Origin of the sequence: uncultured Microbacterium sp., assembly GCF_937927635.1 — a bacterium.
In the GTDB taxonomy this organism is placed as follows: Bacteria; Actinomycetota; Actinomycetes; order Actinomycetales; family Microbacteriaceae; genus Microbacterium.
Map to the genome: position 1 here is coordinate 23,305 of NZ_CALBRW010000030.1, position 16,106 is coordinate 39,410.

Annotated in this window: 12 protein-coding genes and 1 tRNA gene; 4 read left to right on the forward strand and 9 right to left on the reverse strand. The window is 64.5% G+C overall.

Features of this window, described 5'->3' with window-relative positions; genetic code table 11:
- Positions 1-49: 49 nt before the first annotated feature.
- Positions 50-988 (forward strand): NUDIX domain-containing protein, encoded by a 939-nt coding sequence (locus tag Q0568_RS13895; RefSeq protein WP_298867489.1) that lies wholly within the window; start codon positions 50-52, stop codon positions 986-988.
- A 297-nt stretch (positions 989-1,285) separates the two neighbouring features.
- Here the strand turns inward: Q0568_RS13895 and Q0568_RS13900 are convergent, their stop codons facing one another.
- The 5 genes from Q0568_RS13900 to Q0568_RS13920 form a co-directional block, all read right to left on the reverse strand.
- Complete coding sequence (locus Q0568_RS13900; protein WP_298867491.1) at positions 1,286-3,166, reverse strand: HNH endonuclease signature motif containing protein; 1,881 nt, start codon at positions 3,164-3,166, stop codon at positions 1,286-1,288.
- A gap of 240 nt (positions 3,167-3,406) precedes the next feature.
- On the reverse strand, positions 3,407-3,784 hold the full coding sequence (locus tag Q0568_RS13905) for an RNA-binding S4 domain-containing protein (RefSeq protein ID WP_298867493.1): 378 nt from the start codon (positions 3,782-3,784) through the stop codon (positions 3,407-3,409).
- Entirely contained in the window at positions 3,781-4,491 is a 711-nt protein-coding gene (locus Q0568_RS13910) for a lysoplasmalogenase (protein ID WP_298867495.1), read from the reverse strand. Before Q0568_RS13910 ends, Q0568_RS13905 begins: the two co-directional genes overlap by 4 nt.
- A complete protein-coding gene (locus tag Q0568_RS13915; RefSeq protein WP_298867497.1) occupies positions 4,488-4,943 on the reverse strand; it encodes a hypothetical protein in 456 nt (151 codons plus the stop codon). Before Q0568_RS13915 ends, Q0568_RS13910 begins: the two co-directional genes overlap by 4 nt.
- A 4-nt stretch (positions 4,944-4,947) precedes the next feature.
- On the reverse strand, positions 4,948-5,547 hold the full coding sequence (locus Q0568_RS13920) for a GNAT family N-acetyltransferase (RefSeq protein ID WP_298867499.1): 600 nt from the start codon (positions 5,545-5,547) through the stop codon (positions 4,948-4,950).
- Positions 5,548-5,763: 216 nt separating this feature from the next.
- Between Q0568_RS13920 and Q0568_RS13925 the strand changes: the two genes are divergently transcribed.
- A tRNA-Pro gene (locus tag Q0568_RS13925) sits at positions 5,764-5,837 on the forward strand.
- A 201-nt stretch (positions 5,838-6,038) separates the two neighbouring features.
- On the opposite strand, the gene Q0568_RS13930 is transcribed toward Q0568_RS13925, so the two are convergent.
- Complete coding sequence (locus Q0568_RS13930; protein WP_366941414.1) at positions 6,039-6,314, reverse strand: tyrosine-type recombinase/integrase; 276 nt, start codon at positions 6,312-6,314, stop codon at positions 6,039-6,041.
- Between the two features lie 1,030 nt (positions 6,315-7,344).
- Here Q0568_RS13930 and Q0568_RS13935 point away from each other — a divergent pair.
- Positions 7,345-8,037, forward strand: coding sequence for a hypothetical protein (locus tag Q0568_RS13935; protein ID WP_298867501.1), 693 nt, complete (start codon positions 7,345-7,347; stop codon positions 8,035-8,037).
- 328 nt (positions 8,038-8,365) lie between these two features.
- On the opposite strand, the gene Q0568_RS13940 is transcribed toward Q0568_RS13935, so the two are convergent.
- From Q0568_RS13940 to Q0568_RS13950, 3 genes are all read right to left on the reverse strand, one after another.
- Positions 8,366-10,372, reverse strand: a complete 2,007-nt coding sequence (locus tag Q0568_RS13940; protein ID WP_298867503.1) for an SIR2 family protein — start codon at positions 10,370-10,372, stop codon at positions 8,366-8,368.
- Between the two features lie 133 nt (positions 10,373-10,505).
- Positions 10,506-11,579: a hypothetical protein gene (locus Q0568_RS13945; protein ID WP_298867505.1), complete on the reverse strand. Its 1,074-nt coding sequence runs from the start codon at positions 11,577-11,579 to the stop codon at positions 10,506-10,508.
- 118 nt (positions 11,580-11,697) lie between these two features.
- Complete coding sequence (locus Q0568_RS13950) at positions 11,698-12,261, reverse strand: hypothetical protein (protein ID WP_298867507.1); 564 nt, start codon at positions 12,259-12,261, stop codon at positions 11,698-11,700.
- 122 nt (positions 12,262-12,383) lie between these two features.
- Between Q0568_RS13950 and Q0568_RS13955 the strand changes: the two genes are divergently transcribed.
- Positions 12,384-15,956, forward strand: a complete 3,573-nt coding sequence (locus Q0568_RS13955; protein ID WP_298867509.1) for an SIR2 family protein — start codon at positions 12,384-12,386, stop codon at positions 15,954-15,956.
- Positions 15,957-16,106: the final 150 nt, after the last annotated feature.

The following is a 16,106-nucleotide window of genomic DNA, read 5'->3' on the forward strand; positions in this document are numbered from 1 at the left end:
TCTTCGACTTGATCGCCGCTCGTCGGCGACGCTGTGAAAAGCTGGAAGGGTGTCGATCATCCCTGCCGTGCCCGGTGAACCGCGTCGTCCGCAGGGGCCGCGCGATCCGGGAGATGCCTGGGTGGTGGCGGAGACGGGCGAGAAGTACTGGGGCCGGTTCGGCGCCGCAGGACTGCTGGCATTTGACGCGGAGCGCGGCGTGCTGCTGCAGCATCGGGTCGGCTGGAGCCACTACGGCGGCACATGGGGCATTCCAGGTGGGGCGCTGCACGAGGGGGAGTCGCCGTTGCGCGGCGCGCTGCGCGAGGCGCAGGAGGAGGCCGGAATTCCTGACGGCGCCGTACGCGCGCGGTTCGCGAGCGTGCTGGATCTTTCGATCTGGTCGTACACGACGGTGATCGCCGACGTGCTCGAGCCGTTCGAGCCGGTCATCAGCGATCCCGAGAGCCTGGCGCTGGAGTGGGTGCCCGTGGAAGAGGTGGATCAGTGTCCGCTGCATCCGGGGTTCGGCGCGGCCTGGCCGTCGCTGCGTGCGCTGCTGCCGGTGCGTCCGGCTGTGGTCGTGGATGCTGCCAACGTCGTGGGTTCGGTGCCGGACGGCTGGTGGAAGGATCGCGCCGGTGCGGCTTCGCGGCTGCGGGACCGTGTGTCGTCATGGGCCGCTGGCGGCGTCGCTGCTGCTGCGCTGGGCCTGGGCGCGGATCGCTGGTATCCGGGAGTGTCGCTGGTCGTGGAGGGTGCGGCGCGGGCGATCACGGATGCGGCCGGTCGTGGTGGGTCGGCGTCGGATGCCCGGGAGGACGGGCGCGTGGAGGTCGTGCGCGCCGCCGGAGCGGGCGATGATGCGATCGTCGATGAGGCGCGCAGGCTTCTGGACGGTGGGCTGTCCGTCGTCGCCGTCAGCAGTGATCGCGGGCTGCGGGCACGCCTGGAGGAGATCGGCGCGCGCGTCGAGTCCGCAGGGTGGCTGCTGGGGCAGTTGGGCTGAGGGCCCGCTCCAGGGCCATCATCGGAGAAGTCGCACCCGCCCTTCGGCGGAGATGCTTTGGCGGAGATGCTTTGCCGCTTGCCGCTTGCCGGGCTGAGCTCCGCGTATACGCGGGGGTCGGTCACGGTGCCTGCTACGGCACCTGATCGCGGCGCTGGTCACGTCCATACTCGCGGTGCCGGTTCATGGTGCCTGCTCACGGCGCCGGTTCACGGCGGCTGCTCACTGGGTCCCTGAGCTTGTCGAAGGGACGGGCCCTGTCATCGTGAGTTCGGGTGACCGGTTTCGCCAGCTGGGTCAGAAGGGTGTTCCGGCTTGTTGGGCGGTGAGGGGTGTGTCGGGCCAGGTGATCGACGTGCGGAGGATGTCGGTGGGGATGAACATGACGCGGGGCTGCTCGTGGTCGGGGTAGGTGTGGCCGGTGGGGCTGGTCCATTGCACGGCCCGGTCGGGGGTCTGCCGGGCGGTCCAGCGGGAGGTGTCGGGCACGGTGGGGTGTTTGAGGTCGTGGTGGGTCTTGCAGAAGTACTCGAGGTTGTCGATGCTGGTTTCGCCGCCTTGGGCCCAGTCTCGGTTGTGGTCGTGTTCGCACCGGTGCACGGGGCGGCGGCAGCCGGGGAACCGGCAGTGCTGGTCGCGGGCTTTCAGGTACCGGACCATGCCCTCGGTGGGCGTGTAGGTGTCGGTGCGGGTGAGGAACCCTTTCGGGTCCAGGAACAGCCGGGTCCAGCCCTTCGTGCTTCCGGCGAGGGCGCGGGCGACGCCGGCACGGATCGGGCCGTGCCCGTCGAGTTCGGCGGGCCGGTCGTCAGCGCCGAGAAGCGTGGTCGCGGACACGGTCACCTGGATGGTCGGACGGATGCCGACCAGTCCGGTCCCGTGCGCGTCAGACGGGCTGCAGGTCAGGAGCAGGTCGGACAGCAGATCCGCGCGCAGCTGATCGAAGGTGCGGGCCTCGTCGGGCAGGTGGATGATGCACGGACTGAGCGGGTCGATCTGCGGGTCCGTCCAATACGTCAGATCCACTTCCCGCGGAGGACCGGGCGGTTCCGGTTCGGTGTCGTCGTCGATCCAGAACCCGTCCGCATCCAGATGACGGGCGATCAACTCCCGATATTGAGCCTCGACGCTCGCCTCAGCCTCAGTGGTAGCGGTGGCCGCAGCGGCGCTCATGTTTGCGTCGCTGTTGGTGCCGGAGTTCGCGTCGTCGAGATCGGCGCTCGCGTTCGCGCTGGCGTCACTGGCGGAAGCGGTGTCGGTGGTGCTGGTGCCGTCTGCGTCTGCGGGCTCGTCGCGCATCGAAGTCTGCCCGCCCAGCGTCTTCCCGTCCGCGGCCTCTGCAGCGTCCGCGCCGACCGGGGCAGCGGTCTGCGTGGCCGCGGTCTGCGCTGCGTGGCGTGCGGCGGCATCGCGCATGATGCGCTCATACAGGGCCTGCTCGGCGCGGTCGGCGGCGTCCCACTCGGCTTCCCACGCCTCCCATTCCGCCCCCGAGGGTTCCGAGGGTGGGGTGTCGCGGTCTTCGGGATGCCCGGCCAGGTGCTGGGCCATCCGGGTCAGCCGGTCATGGATCGCGACTGCCAGGTGCTCGGGGAGAACGGCCTGCAGCAGCGCGAGCCCGTCCCCGACGGACCTGACCGTCACGGACCGCTCTTCGAACGCGTTCTCGTGCTGCCGGGTCACGGTCAGCCCTGCCAGGGCTGCGGCGACCCGCCGGGCGTGGGTCTTCGTGCGCGGGGCGGTGTCGCGTTCGGCGACTTCCAGGCACGCCTGCTCGAACAGTCCCAGCGTGTTCGGGGCGACCTCACCGGCATCGACAGCCTCGCGCACAGGCTGGGACTCCCGCAGAATCTCCCGCACATGCGAGCCTGTGACTCGCCCATCACGGAACGCGGCGTGCACGGCGGGGAACTGTGCCATCATCCGCGCATCCGTGAACGCGAACACCATCGACCCCTGCGAGACGTGTCCGGCGGCCGCGTACTCCGCGATCATCGACTTCTCGATCGACTGCGAGTGTCCGGGCTCCACCCGGGTTTCCTCTTCGAACAGCACCCACCGTTCCGCCAGCAGACCAGTAGCCTCGGCCTGCAACCGGGCGATCTCACGCTGCTTCGACACCCACGCCTCCAGCAGCGCGATGCGCTGCTGGAGGAGAGCCTCGACGTCGGGAACCATGCCTCCAGTGTAGTACACATGTTCGAATATGGGAAGAGAATCGGAAGACTGATTTCTGTACGTGAACGGGCCATCTTCCTGTCCCCGGCCACGCAGTGGGACTCGCCGACGTCGTCTCGCACCGCTCGCTTCATGACCCGTCGCCTCGCCCTGAGCCGGCCAGATCCCGACCCTTCGACAAGCTCAGGGACCCAGTTGCTGAAGCAGCGGATTCGACGTCAGCACCACGCTGACTCGCGCTCAGTCGTCCTGGTCTCGCCCGCGCAGCCTGTCGATCTCGCGCCGCTCGCGCTTGGTCGGGCGGCCGGCGCCGCGGTCGCGAACGGCCAGCATGGCGACGGGGTCGCGTGGGGGAGTCCGATCGTCGTATGCCGTGGCGGCGACAGGAGCTCCGACGCGCTTGACCAGGGTCTGCCGCACGATGAGGATCCGGTCGAAACCGGCGATGCGCACTCGCACCTCGTCACCAGGCTTGACGGTCTGCGCAGCCTTCGTGCGCTCCCTGTTGACGCGAACATGCCCCGCACGGCATGCGGTCGTCGCAGCGGAGCGGGTCTTGTAGATCCTGATCGCCCACAGCCAGGCATCCACGCGTGCCGGCTTCACGGCATCCGTCATCGCGACTCCCTCCTGTGGGGCGTGCGCAGCACGCCCCACACGATCAACCCCTGGCCGATCGTGTACGTGATCATGACCGCAGGCCCCAACCATCCCGGGAGGCCGTCGGGCAGGAAGAGCCGGAATGCCAGGATCGAATCACTGGCGAGGAAGAACCCGCCGCCGATCGCGACGATCGGATGGCATCGGGCCGACATCGCCGCCGTGCCGGCCAGCACGATCCCGTAGACGGCCACGGCGAGGAGCAGTCCGCCGGTGTGCGGGCCCACGATGCTCAGCATCCCGACCCACCACGCGACATACACGAGCGTCCACCACGGCAGCCGTCGGATGCGCGCGAAGCGCGCGAACAGCACGATGTATGCGATGTGCGCGAGGCCGAAGAAGCCCAGCATCAGCGGCAGTTCCGGCAGACCGGGGAAGAACGCGCCTGCACCATCACCGAGCCAGGAGAGCAGTAGTGCGCCCAGCAATAGTCCGAGGACGGCTCGCGGGAGCAGCCGCGGCGCCGCGATCAGCACCGGCAGGGCCAGCAGCGGCATGAGCCACAGTTTGGTCGGCGGTGCGAGCGGGCTGTCCAGTGCGATCGCCGACACGTGGATGATTGCCAGGACGACATAGGGAGCCCAGACGGCGATGTCGAGAGGCCGGATGCTGCCAGGCATCCGCTGCTCGTGGTCCGCTGCGCGCGCGACGGGAGTGCTCACGACTCGACGGACACGGCGGTGACGGCGTTGTCCGGTCCGAGGTGCGCCGCGGGCCAGTACCCGTCGGGGAAGTGCGTGCCGCAGGTGTCGACGAAGTGCAGCACGATCTCCCCGTCGGCCGAGGCCTCGATGGCTTCGAGGCGGAGGTCTGCGGCGCCCTCGTCGAGTTCGTACTGTTCCGGCTCGACCTCGCTGAAGTGCGCGATCACGGCATCCGACGCGGCACGGCGGACGCCTGCGAGGTCGGCCACCGCCGTCTTCAGCCTCGGCAGTCGTGCGCGGACATCGTCGGCTTCGGGCCCGTCGACCATCAACTCGATCTGCGCGTCGCCGTCGTCGATGCGCCCCGCGTACCAGTCATGAACGGCGACGGTGCCGTCATCGAAGACGCTCTCGGCCTGGGTCAGCGTGCCGAGCTCGGGATCGTCGATGGGCGGATGCTGTGCGCTCATGGCTTCACGCTATCGCGGCGCCGTCGTGCAGCTCGCGCACCACGAGCACGCGCCCGCCGGTGAGGGTCGCTGTCTGCTGGAAACCCTGATCGAGGAAGACCGAGAGCGTGCCGTGGAACAGATCGTTGGAGTGATGCTCGCCCTCGCTCGTGTCGACCGGATACGCCTCGATGAGCCGTGCACCGGAATCGCGTGCATGGTCGATTCCTGCGCGCAGGAGCTGTGCGGTGAGCCCCCTGCCGCGGTATTCGCGCCGCACGACGAAGCAGGTCACGGCCCAGACGCTGTCATCGTCCAGTGCCTCGGCAGTCGCCGCGGCGATGGCCCTGGTGCGCAGGATGCGGGTCTGGACCGTGCGCGGGCCGACGCGGATCCATCCCGCGGCCTCTCCATCGATGTAGGCGACCAGTCCGGGCGGAGGACCTGCTTCGACCTCGTCGTGCAGCATCTCGCGCCGCTGCTCGAAGGTGGTCGCCTGCCAGTCCTTGTTGCTGACGACGGGCCAGATGCACTGGCAGCTGCGCCCGTCTCCGCCTCCGGAGAGCGAGTGCTGCACATCGTCCCATCGCCCGATCGTCGCGCGTTCCGTGGTGATCGTGGTCATGCTGGCACGCTACGCGGCACCTCGGACATCGGCAATGGATCATGCGCGCCACGCCCGGTCCAAGGCGGTTCGCGAGCGCCGTGCGAGTCGGCTAGGATTGTGGAGTTGCCCGCACTTCGGTGCGGATCACAACGGGATGTGGCGCAGCTTGGTAGCGCACTTGACTGGGGGACACATTGTCTTCGACGGTCGAGAACAGCCTAGAAAACTCAACAACGGGATGTGGCGCAGCTTGGTAGCGCACCTGACTGGGGGTCAGGGGGTCGCAGGTTCAAATCCTGTCATCCCGACAGAAAAAGCCTGATGGAACGGCATTTCCGAGTGCCCGATTTCCACTAGTGTACGTCGGACGAAGATCGATTCTGTGGTCCCGATTTGTGCTTCCTATGTTAAGGGACGTCGGACCTCACGGAACTCGCGTGGTCCCAACATGTTCCCAAATCCCTGACCCCTACGAATCAAAGTCAAGTGGTGTAAGAGCTCGCTCCGCTTCATCCGAGATGCTGGTTCGTCCGTTCCGCGGCGAGCGTGAGCTCGGTGGTGTCGGTGTGCAAGTAGCCCTTGGTCGTCTCGATCGAGGCGTGTCCGAGGATGTCACGGACGATGTGAAGAGGGACGCCGGCATTTGCGAACCATGTGGCCCCGGCATGTCTGAGGTCATGTCGTCGCAGACCGGGGTGGCCGAGTCCTTGTACCAGGTTGTTCCAGTCGGTGGCTCGCGAGAGCTTTCCGGTGGTGAGGACCCCGCCGCGGGGGCCTCGGAGCAGGGCTGATCATGTTCGCGGTCCTCAGTAATGCGTCTGAGCACGGGCTCCAACGGCTTGAGGATCGGTACCCTGCGTGCGTGCCTGCTCTTGGTGGGCTTGAGGCATAGCCCGTTCGACCCGGGGAAGTGCTGTCGTGCGATGGTGACGAGGCGGTTGTCCCAATCAATGTCGCTGACGACCAGACCGGCGACCTCGGACACCCGCGCCGCGAGAAGAGCGGAGAGGAGGACAAAGTCTCCATAAGCCACGTGAACACGACGGCACGCGTCCGCGAGGCTTTGCACCTCGCCGAGAGTCGGGATCTTGCGCGCGAGATCGGCTGTCGACGACGGTGTCCGTCGTCTTGCGCGTGTTCGCGCGGGGTTCGCGGCAATGATCTCGTCTCGCAGGGCTTCGTCGAGCACCCGTGTGAGGGCTGACACCGTGTTCTTCAGTGTCGACGGCGAGCAGTCGCCTTCCCACCGGTCGATCGTTCTGTCGATGACGGCAGTGCTGATCGATCGCACGGCCAGGTGTCCCAGGGCAGGAAGTACGCGGACCCTGATGCTGGCGCGATATCCGTTCGCCGTCGACGACGGATCGAGTCCTCGAAGATACCGATCCCCGATCTCGGCGATGTAGTCGGCGAGCGAGATCAGCGGGTCGCCCGCGATGCGCGTTCGTGACTGGAGCTGTTCCAGGAACGTCCTGGCTTCTCCCTCGCGATCGAACGTTGCCGAGTAGCTTCGCCGCTCGCGTGAAACGGGATCGCTCCACCTGGCGCGGGCGCGGAATCGGCCGTGGCGATTCGCGATGTCTTGCGTGAGGTGTACTCCGATGGGCGGGACGTGACGGTGCTTTGTGTTCATTCACTCGAAGCTGGCAGAGCGCACCGGGTAGTGATCGTGATGTCGGATGCCTGGCGGGTGCTACGGGCTCGGCAAACTAATCGATGCCGGCGATCACGTCGCCTCGGCGTCGCCCCACCGGGACCAATGTCCGAGCCCATGGCTAACGTGAGAACGTAGCAATTTAGTGGAGGCCGGTTTGCATGGGTGAGATTCTGATTGCGGTATCACGGCTCGGTGAGAATGACTCACGCGAAGCGCAGAACGCTCGTGCGGTGAAGTGGCTTCTCGCGCAGCCGGGCGGATCAGTGGTGATCGTGACGCCGCGGCGTGCCGTGGAAAGCGCAAGCCTCAAGCGGCTGATCGCCCAACCGAACGTGCGTCACCACGCCTGGCGCGGATTTCATGGCGGGCACTTCGACGGGCAGCGAGTGCTCTACGCTTGGCCCGATCGCCAGCATCTGAACGACCTGTGGAACGCTGACGCCGACGCCATCGTGGTCATCGAATGGGGCGTCGAGGAGACTGCCGAGTGGATCGAGGACGTGAATCCGATCCAGCTGTTCCCGGGCGAGACGATCGACCCATCGCCGCGTGCGGAGATCACGCTCGAGCCGTTGCCGAATGGCGTGGACGAGATCCTCGAGTACATCGCCGGCATGGCTGCCGGATACTCGTCGGGCCTGAAGTGGAACGAGGAGGACAAACTCAAGGCCGACATGATGAACCGTCCCGAACGCTGGGCCTCGATTACCGTCGACCAGGTACGAGCGAAGTGCCGGGCACTCGGAATGCGCGGAGACGACGTCGACACCATCGCGGGCTTCCTGCAGCGCCGGAAGGAGGGTCGACGATTCAACCTGCGATCTTCTTATCGCACGTTCCAGTTCAACTGAATCGAATGGGGCGACCACCTTGGTCCGTCGCGATGCTATTCATCGAACGAGTCGTCAGCCAACCATCCTTGGTCGAGGTCGTTGTAGATGTCGACTGCGGCCAGGGTTCGACCGAGCCGGGGAGGACTCTTGGAGACGAACGCGTCGGGGTGGTGATAGATCCGTTCTCGCCCGCCGGGTGCGGTTGAAAGACAGAACACGCTCGTCCCCACGTGCGGGATGGACCGATCGGATCTGACCTCGACATCGAAGGTTGGGTCGAAGCCGCTAAAGTTTCCGGGGCGCCTCGCGCTGTCGAGATGTGATGCGGTCAGGGAGATTCGCGCCGTCAGTCGTGTTCCTCGGCGGGGAGCGCCGTCGCACGGGTGCGCTCGTGTGGTGTCTGGCCGCTGTCGATCCACATCTGCATGGGGACGTTGCCGGCTGCACTGCGGACCCGGCTCCAGGAGAGTTCATAGCCGATCATGCCTAGCCTGACGCTGACGGCCTTCACAGCGAGCAGTGCGCTGTCGACGTCGTCGAGAAGCCCGCTAGTGAACAGCGGGTGTGCTGCACCTTCGGCTTCGAGGTCATGCAGGAGGCGCAGCGCAGTCGCACTCTGATAACGGTCATCGCCACGGAGATCGACGGTAAGAATGTGCGGTCTGCCGACGGACGCGAGGCGGCAGATGCTACCGAGGACGCGATCCCGATCCTGCCAGGCCGCTGTGCGAGCGGTTTGCGCTACCGACGTGTCCGCGCCGGGTCGGCGCCCGGCATCCTCGAGCTCCTTGTTCGCCGCCTGATAGCTCTTGTCCTTCTCCGCATACTCGGTCTGCAGAGCGGTGAAGCGCGGTGCATGACAGGTCGCCCAGGCTAGCCGCAGCACTTCGAACCGCTGCCAAGCTTCCTCGAGCGGTTCGGCACCGAGGGAGAGAGCATCTGCCAGAAGCGGCGCGACTACCTCGAACAATCGGGTGTGTATGTGTCTCGCCCCCTCGTAGCCGGCTTCGGCGTCGATGCTCGCGGCCAGCGACTCAAGTTCACCGTTGTAACGGTGTGGATGCTTGAGTGCGAACAACCGTCCCAGCAGGTCAAATCGTTGCGCGGCTACTGCGGCGACACCGGCGGCGTAGAAAAGGATGGCGCCGGATACCACCCGCAGCGACAGGAGCTTGACGAGGCCGGACCCGTCTACAGAGGTAGTGAAACGAGGAAGCTCATCGATCCACCATCTGTCGGTGTCATGGTCGCCCCAGTACGTGAGTGCCATCACCAGCGCGGCGGGTAGTCGGGTTGCTTCTTCGACCCGGGCGAGCATCTCTTCGTAGTCACCGTCTTTGTGGTGATCGGCGAGGTGAAATTCCGGCAGTCGGTGCAGAGTGTCAAGTTCTCGACGGAGCCGGTCGTGCAGGCCGATCGCGACGGTCTGTCCGGCGAGCTCACGCTTTGCGGTCTCTACGGCCACCGGGATGGCTAAGGGATGACGGGCACGTCGGCTGGCCAAGGCTGCGACGCCGTCGGCGAGGCGCCCGAAACCGGTATCCGCATCTTGGGCGACATGAATACCCTTCTTGAGCGTTCGCAGAACGGTCGCTTCCTCCGACGGCGCAGCGGGCTCAAACCAGGTCAGAGTGAACCTGTTCGGGTAATGGGCCGCGATCGCGTCGCGCAGCGCAGGATCGTACTTGGAGGACCAACCGGCGATGATTAGGCCGTAGTCCTCCAGAATGCGCTGGAGGAGTCGAGAAGTGCTGGGCTCGTAGGCCGCGAGTTCAGTGACGGTGTTGAGCATCGTCGTGGGGTTCAGGTAGTCGCCGTGGAGGTGGACCACGCAGCAGTCGAGCGTGTGTAGCGGCGCCATCCCGTCAATGTCGGCAGGGCTGGCCACGATGGTCGGTTCGACGCCCTCATTCCGTAACGCCTGTTCGATGAGGTGATCGAAGTTCAACGTGACGATGACCTTGACCGTCCCGGATCGGACGAGTCTCGCGATCGCGAGGTGCGCGGGGGTGGGGGCCTTCCGGTCTGCGTCGATGTCATCGAGGCTCCGCTCAAAGTACCCGCGCAGCAAGCGTTGCCGCTCGATCTGTGTCGGAGCGATGCGTTCGAGGACACCTTCATACGTCGGGTATGCATCGAACCGCTCCTCGTACCAGGCGATGGGGTCAGTAGGAGTTGCGCCAACGAGATCGGCTGTGCGGGTAACGAGGTCCTCGAGCACACCCCACGCGGTCGGGATACCGCTGGGCGCAGAGACACCAGCACCGAGCAGCAGCGCATACGCGCCAGGGTTGGAATGGAGGGAGAACGCGACGGTCAGCAGTTCGCTCTCGTCCGCGGTGAGATCGGCCATACTCATGACCGTATCTGCCAGTGACGACGTCCCAGCAGTAAAAGGCTGTCACGCTGATGTTCGGTCCTGTGACTGATAGTCGCGCGCTGATCCGAGGTGGTCCCAAGACGACGAAGCGGGGACGACCGCTCGATCATCCTTGGTGATGCGGAGTCCGTACTACGACAACACCCGCCACTGATTCCGGCATCTCGGACGAGAGCTGGGCTGTGTCGATCGTGCCTGATTCGATGTCCAGGACGTAGCCGGGCGGTGCATGACGCAGAGGGTCGAGAAGATGTGGGAAGTACTCGACACCGCCGTGCATGGTGTCCTCCGGGAGTTCGCGAAAGATCGGCCCGAGCATGTCGTGCAGGCCTGCTCGTGAGGGCGATGCGCTTGCAGTAGCCGCGGAGAACTGTCCGAAGCGGGCTTGGAGGACGCGATCGATCATCGCTCGGGTGACAGCTCCTGTACCGTCCTGCCGTGTGGTGAGGAAATGCGAGAGCTCCGGTGAGAGTTTCTCCTCGACCACCGGGATGAGCGGCGGCTTTCCCGCCGGCGTCCAGAGGTCTTCGAGTGCCACCGAGGATTCATATGTCGAGCTGGCGTCATCCATACCGATGTCGGTTGCGAGGAGAGCGGGTGCGAGGGAGACGGCGCGTTTGACGCAGGAGAGACATCTACCGGTCTGGTGGAGGCTCGAGCATCGCTCGCGGCGCCGGTAGTCGGGTGTTCCGAGATAGAGCGCGTAGACCGGGAGTAGACCGAGCTTCGCTGCGGCTGAGAAAAGCACGTCGCGCTGGGTATGGGCTGCGCCATGGGCCTTGTACGCGAACCCGAAATGCCACCGGCCGCTCTGATTGATGGTCACGCGTTTGGCTTGTACGAGCATGCCGTAGGCACTGGTTCCATCTACCCACCACCAGATCCAGTCAGCGCCGCTGTGTGATTCGGCGGTCTGCGTGAATGGCGCCACGGTCACAGCGCGTGCGACCTGCGCGATTACGGTCTCGGTGATCGAAGTCTCGGCCCACCGTAGCTGTGCTCCTTCGCATGCGGTCATGTGCTGGATAGCTTTGATGCGGGCTCTCTTGAACGCTTCCTTGACCGGTTCCACATGTCTATTGTCCTTCTCGACGTAGTGCACTCCCGTGATGAAGGTCAGGCGGCGTCTTCTGAACCGCATCGCAGCCCGGTCATTCAGGTAAACCAGCCTTGAAATCATCGGCGAGCTCGTGCGAGTTTCGAAGTGTCTCTGACACCAGCGCCCGGTATCTGGGGCGTCCGGGTATCACCAATCTCGAACACTGTCTGGAAGTGTTGGTGCTTGCGACGGATGCTGCTTAGCGAGCTGAGCGATCTCGTGTGAACATCGGCGCGATGCCGTGTACCCAGCGGGGGACGTCGAGTGCGTCTTGGCCGATGATCTCGATTGGGCTGTTGTTGACGAACCAGTACCACGCTTGGTCTAGCGGTACCCACAGCGGTCGACCGCAGACGTGACCCTTGTGCCACTCAGCGCGGCGCTTGAAAGCGGGCGCGGTAATCGTGAGATCTGCCCAGACCCAGTGAGTGAGGTCCGCGAAGTCGTATGGCAGACCTCGAAACGGGCTCGAATCGTCGACACGCTTCGCACGATGGGTCTTCTCTCCGCGGATGAAGAGAAGCCCGCCGACCTTCTCGCCGGACTCTCGAGCTAGCAGATCATCTTGTGCCGGCAGCTTGTCGTGCGAGCCCGCGGCCAGCCGATTCGTCTCGAATAGGTCGTAGACCGCATCGAGCGCCCAGTTGACCGCCACGGAGACCGCATCGGAGTCGGTCGCGTGTCGGAGGTCGCGGACCAGGCCCGTAGCCCACTCGAGCGAGCGCAGGCGAACGCGGTAGATATCGCCGAGTGGCGTGTCCATGAACTCGACGCTAGCGCCTCTCGGATCGACAGATCGAGTCCTTCGCATCAGGGAACGGAAGATACAGCGGCACTTCACTCACACCCGGTGAGATGATCAGACGAGCGACCTTAGGGAGATGTGTGACGACAGAGTGGCAGTCCGACGGGATTGCGGTGCCTGCCGAGCTTGAACGTGCGCTTGAGACAGACACGCTTGTGCTGTTCTGCGGTGCGGGAATCTCCGCAGCTCCTCCGTCCTCGTTGCCTGGGTTTCAAGGCTTGGTCGACGCGGTGGCCCGCGAGCTTGGCCGCTCGGACCTGCTTCCCGAAGACCCCGATGCCCCTGTTCAGTTCGATGCCGTCATGGGGGAACTCAACGAGCTCCAACACGATGTGCATGCGCGCGTGAGCGCCCGCCTCAGGGGTACGACACAACCGAACTCGTACCACACGGACCTCATTCAGATCTCCCAGAGCCATGCCCGAACTCCGAGGATCGTCACAACCAACTTCGATCTGCTCTTCGAGCACGGTGCTCAAGAGCTTGGCGTATCCCTCCCCGTACACACGGCTCCAGCCTTGCCCCTAGGGAACGACTTCAGCGGCATAGTTCACCTGCACGGAACGATCGACCCTTCAAGCGGCCAACGGATGGTCGTAACGGACACCGATTTCGGGCAGGCCTACATCACAGAGGGCTGGGCTACGCAGTTCCTCACGCGCATGTTCGAGCGATACGTCACGCTCTTCGTCGGCTACAGCGCCGACGACACCGTGATGCGCTACCTCGCACGAGCCTTACCAGCGGACGGAAAGACCCGATTCGCGTTCATGGAGACCGAACAAGCGGACACGATGGCGGTTAGATGGGATCGACTTGGTGCCACACCCATCGCATATCCCTCTCCGCAAGATGCCCGGCATGCCTCTTTAAAGCTCTTCATCGAGAATTGGCGGAAGCGACTCACCGCCACTCCTGCTGAACGATTCGACCGTGTTCAATCGCTACTTTCAGCAGGGCCAGATAACCCAGACGTGCCAGAACATGAACTTCTCTGGTTGATGGGCGACACGGAGCACGCACGGCACTTTAGAAACGACGCGGACGCAGCAGCCTGGATCCCGCGACTGGACGGACTCAGCGTGCTCGACGAACTCTTCGACGCCTCTGCGCCCGATTCCGATCAGAACTACGGGTGGGCGCAATGGGCTGTTGGCTCGTTCCTGGCGGACCACGGAGCTGCGCTACTCGTGGCAGCGGCTCGACATGGCGGGCGATTAGCAAAAACGCTATGGTTCCACGTTTGGTTGCAACTCTATGAGGCCTATCAGCCCATCGAACAGCACAGACAGTGGCTCCTACTGCTCGCTGCCGATCAGTCATCTCGCGACGATGAGCGTTTGTCCGGGCTGCTCCACCAGGTAACCGAGAAGGATCCTCTGGCCGCAGAAGTCTTGCTACATCACATGCTGATCCCGCGGCTGCAGTTCCGTCCCCGCAGAGGCTGGCTTGGTGAACCGGACGCGCTCGACTCCGACATGGTTCTCGCGTGGCGGCAATCGTCGATCCGCGACGCCTGGCCAACATTGCTGCCAAGCCTCACGGATCCTGACCATCTGCTCTCGGTGGTACTCGACCTGATACGAGGAGCTGAGTCGACAGACGCCCTTTTCAGCGGGCGCGAACGTCGTCACACGCTGTCTACTCGTCGCCAGAAAGTGGACGGGGTCGAGGAGCACGGTCGCGACGACCCCTACGTGCTTGTCGTGGATATCGCTCGCGACCTTCTCCGTGAGTTCGTGCGGCGCGAGGGCACCGACAGAGCGCTCCAGCTCCTGAAGAGTTCATCCGAGTTGATCCGTCGTCTCGCAATCGATGCTCTCGCCGAAGCACACAGCGGGGACGCGGACACGATGTTGAGCCTTCTCATTGAACGCGGCCTCATCTTCGACATTCGATACAAACCCGAGGTATTCCGACTGCTGAAGTCGATGTACCGGCACGCGACGCTGGACGCCAAGGTGAAGCTGTTGGCGCACATCGAGCAAACCGATGCACTCGACAACGGAAACGACATTCGGGACTACGAGCGCTACAACGCACTGGTGTGGCTCAGTGCAGATCAGGCGGATGAGGATCCGGTGCACGCAGTGTTGAGCGCGGCAGAGGCGGCACACCCCGACTATGGTCCACGGGAGCACCCCGACCTCGACTTCTGGGTCAGCGTTGGGGCGTTCGAGGAGTCCACCTCCGAAGCCGAAGGACTATTCCGCGGCAAACCGGTCGGCGACGTGGCTGCGGTGCTCGCGGACGATTCAGCGCTAGACGATGCATACGACAACGGACCGATCCTGCGGGAGCTGCGCGATTATCTCGACCACGAGCCTGGTCACGAGTTGGACATGCTGGACGAATTCCTCGCTCAGAATCTATCGTCGGCGGCTGCGTGGACTGTGGTGCTGCAAGGCGCCGTGCGGCCGGGATCCCCATGGCAGGCGGAGCCCCTCCTAGCGCGGCTCAGGCAACTCGCATCAACTATCAACGACATCGCCTACGGAGTCGTATTCTCAATCACGCGACCGTCGAATGAACTCGACAAGCCCCTCGAGAACGCTCTAGAACGATGCCGACTCCTACTGGGCATGTGGCGAAACGTCACCGTCGATGCATCGGAGGAGCCTCCAACCGATCCATCTGAAGCACACTCCACGGCCCGCGGTGCGCTCGCGTATGCATACGTCGAGACCGCGCTGCGGGCGACCCAAGAGGAGGAACACCCCGTAATCGACGCCGAGCTGCTGGCGGGCTTCGATGAACTCTTCGTGGCACAGGACATTGAGCCCGCCGATCCCAGCCCGATGATGCTGGCCCGGTACGCCGGACATATTGTCGATATGGCTGAGGAATGGTCTGATCGCAATCTGCAACCATTCCTGGCCTCGATCGACGATTCTCCTCGTTCGCGAAGCCTCTGGGCCGGAGTTCTAACAGCCAACTACTTCACCCGCTCCCTGATGACGCGCACGCGAGAGGCGCTTCGGATCGGATGGCCGGAGATCGCCCGCTCGCTCCCGGGCTCCGTAGAAGCTTTCATCAAGGTCCACGCGGCGCAGTTCGCGTTCTACACGCCGGCAGGCGAGCACACCTGGGCCGACCCGTTCATCGCTTCTGCACCCGTGACCACCCGTGCGCGCTGGATTCGATCAGTCGCCAGGCATCTTGACGGCAACGATCCATCGTTCCAAGACCTGCTCTTCAAACTCTGGCAACACAGACTCGACAACCAACCACCGTTGCACGGGGCAGAACAGCGTGCGCTCCTCGACTGGCTGACCCTCCCCAACATTGATCTCGATCGCGCCGTAGACCTGTTCACTCGCGGACCCGCTGTGGCATCCGACGAACGAGGGTTCGACTACTACGGCCTTGACGACTTCCCTCGGGATAACAACACCGCCCTGCTCAAGGTAGGACTGCATCTCCTGGCGGGGCGAACAAGCCTGCCGCCCTTCCTGAACCTTCTCGTAAAGGCCGCCACGGAGGCGAGCGAACAGGACGCTGATCTCGCGAAAGAAGTATGGAATCGGCTACTTAGCCTGGGTTACAAGCCGGCGCGAGAGCGTCTCGGAACCCGCTTCGGACTGAACGGCTCCGATGGAGCGACCGGTGAAGCGATCGTGGCTGTCGGCGAGCAGACCACGTCGGAGCCGTGAGTCGCAGCCGACCACGATGCATCTTGCAGCGGAATCAGCCAGCGGCCATGACCGCACTAAGGCGACACGACACGACACACGGTCGCAGAGAGGACGGGACTGCTGCACGGATAGGTGACATCTGATCTGGCTTGCCCGAGGGGGTGGGCC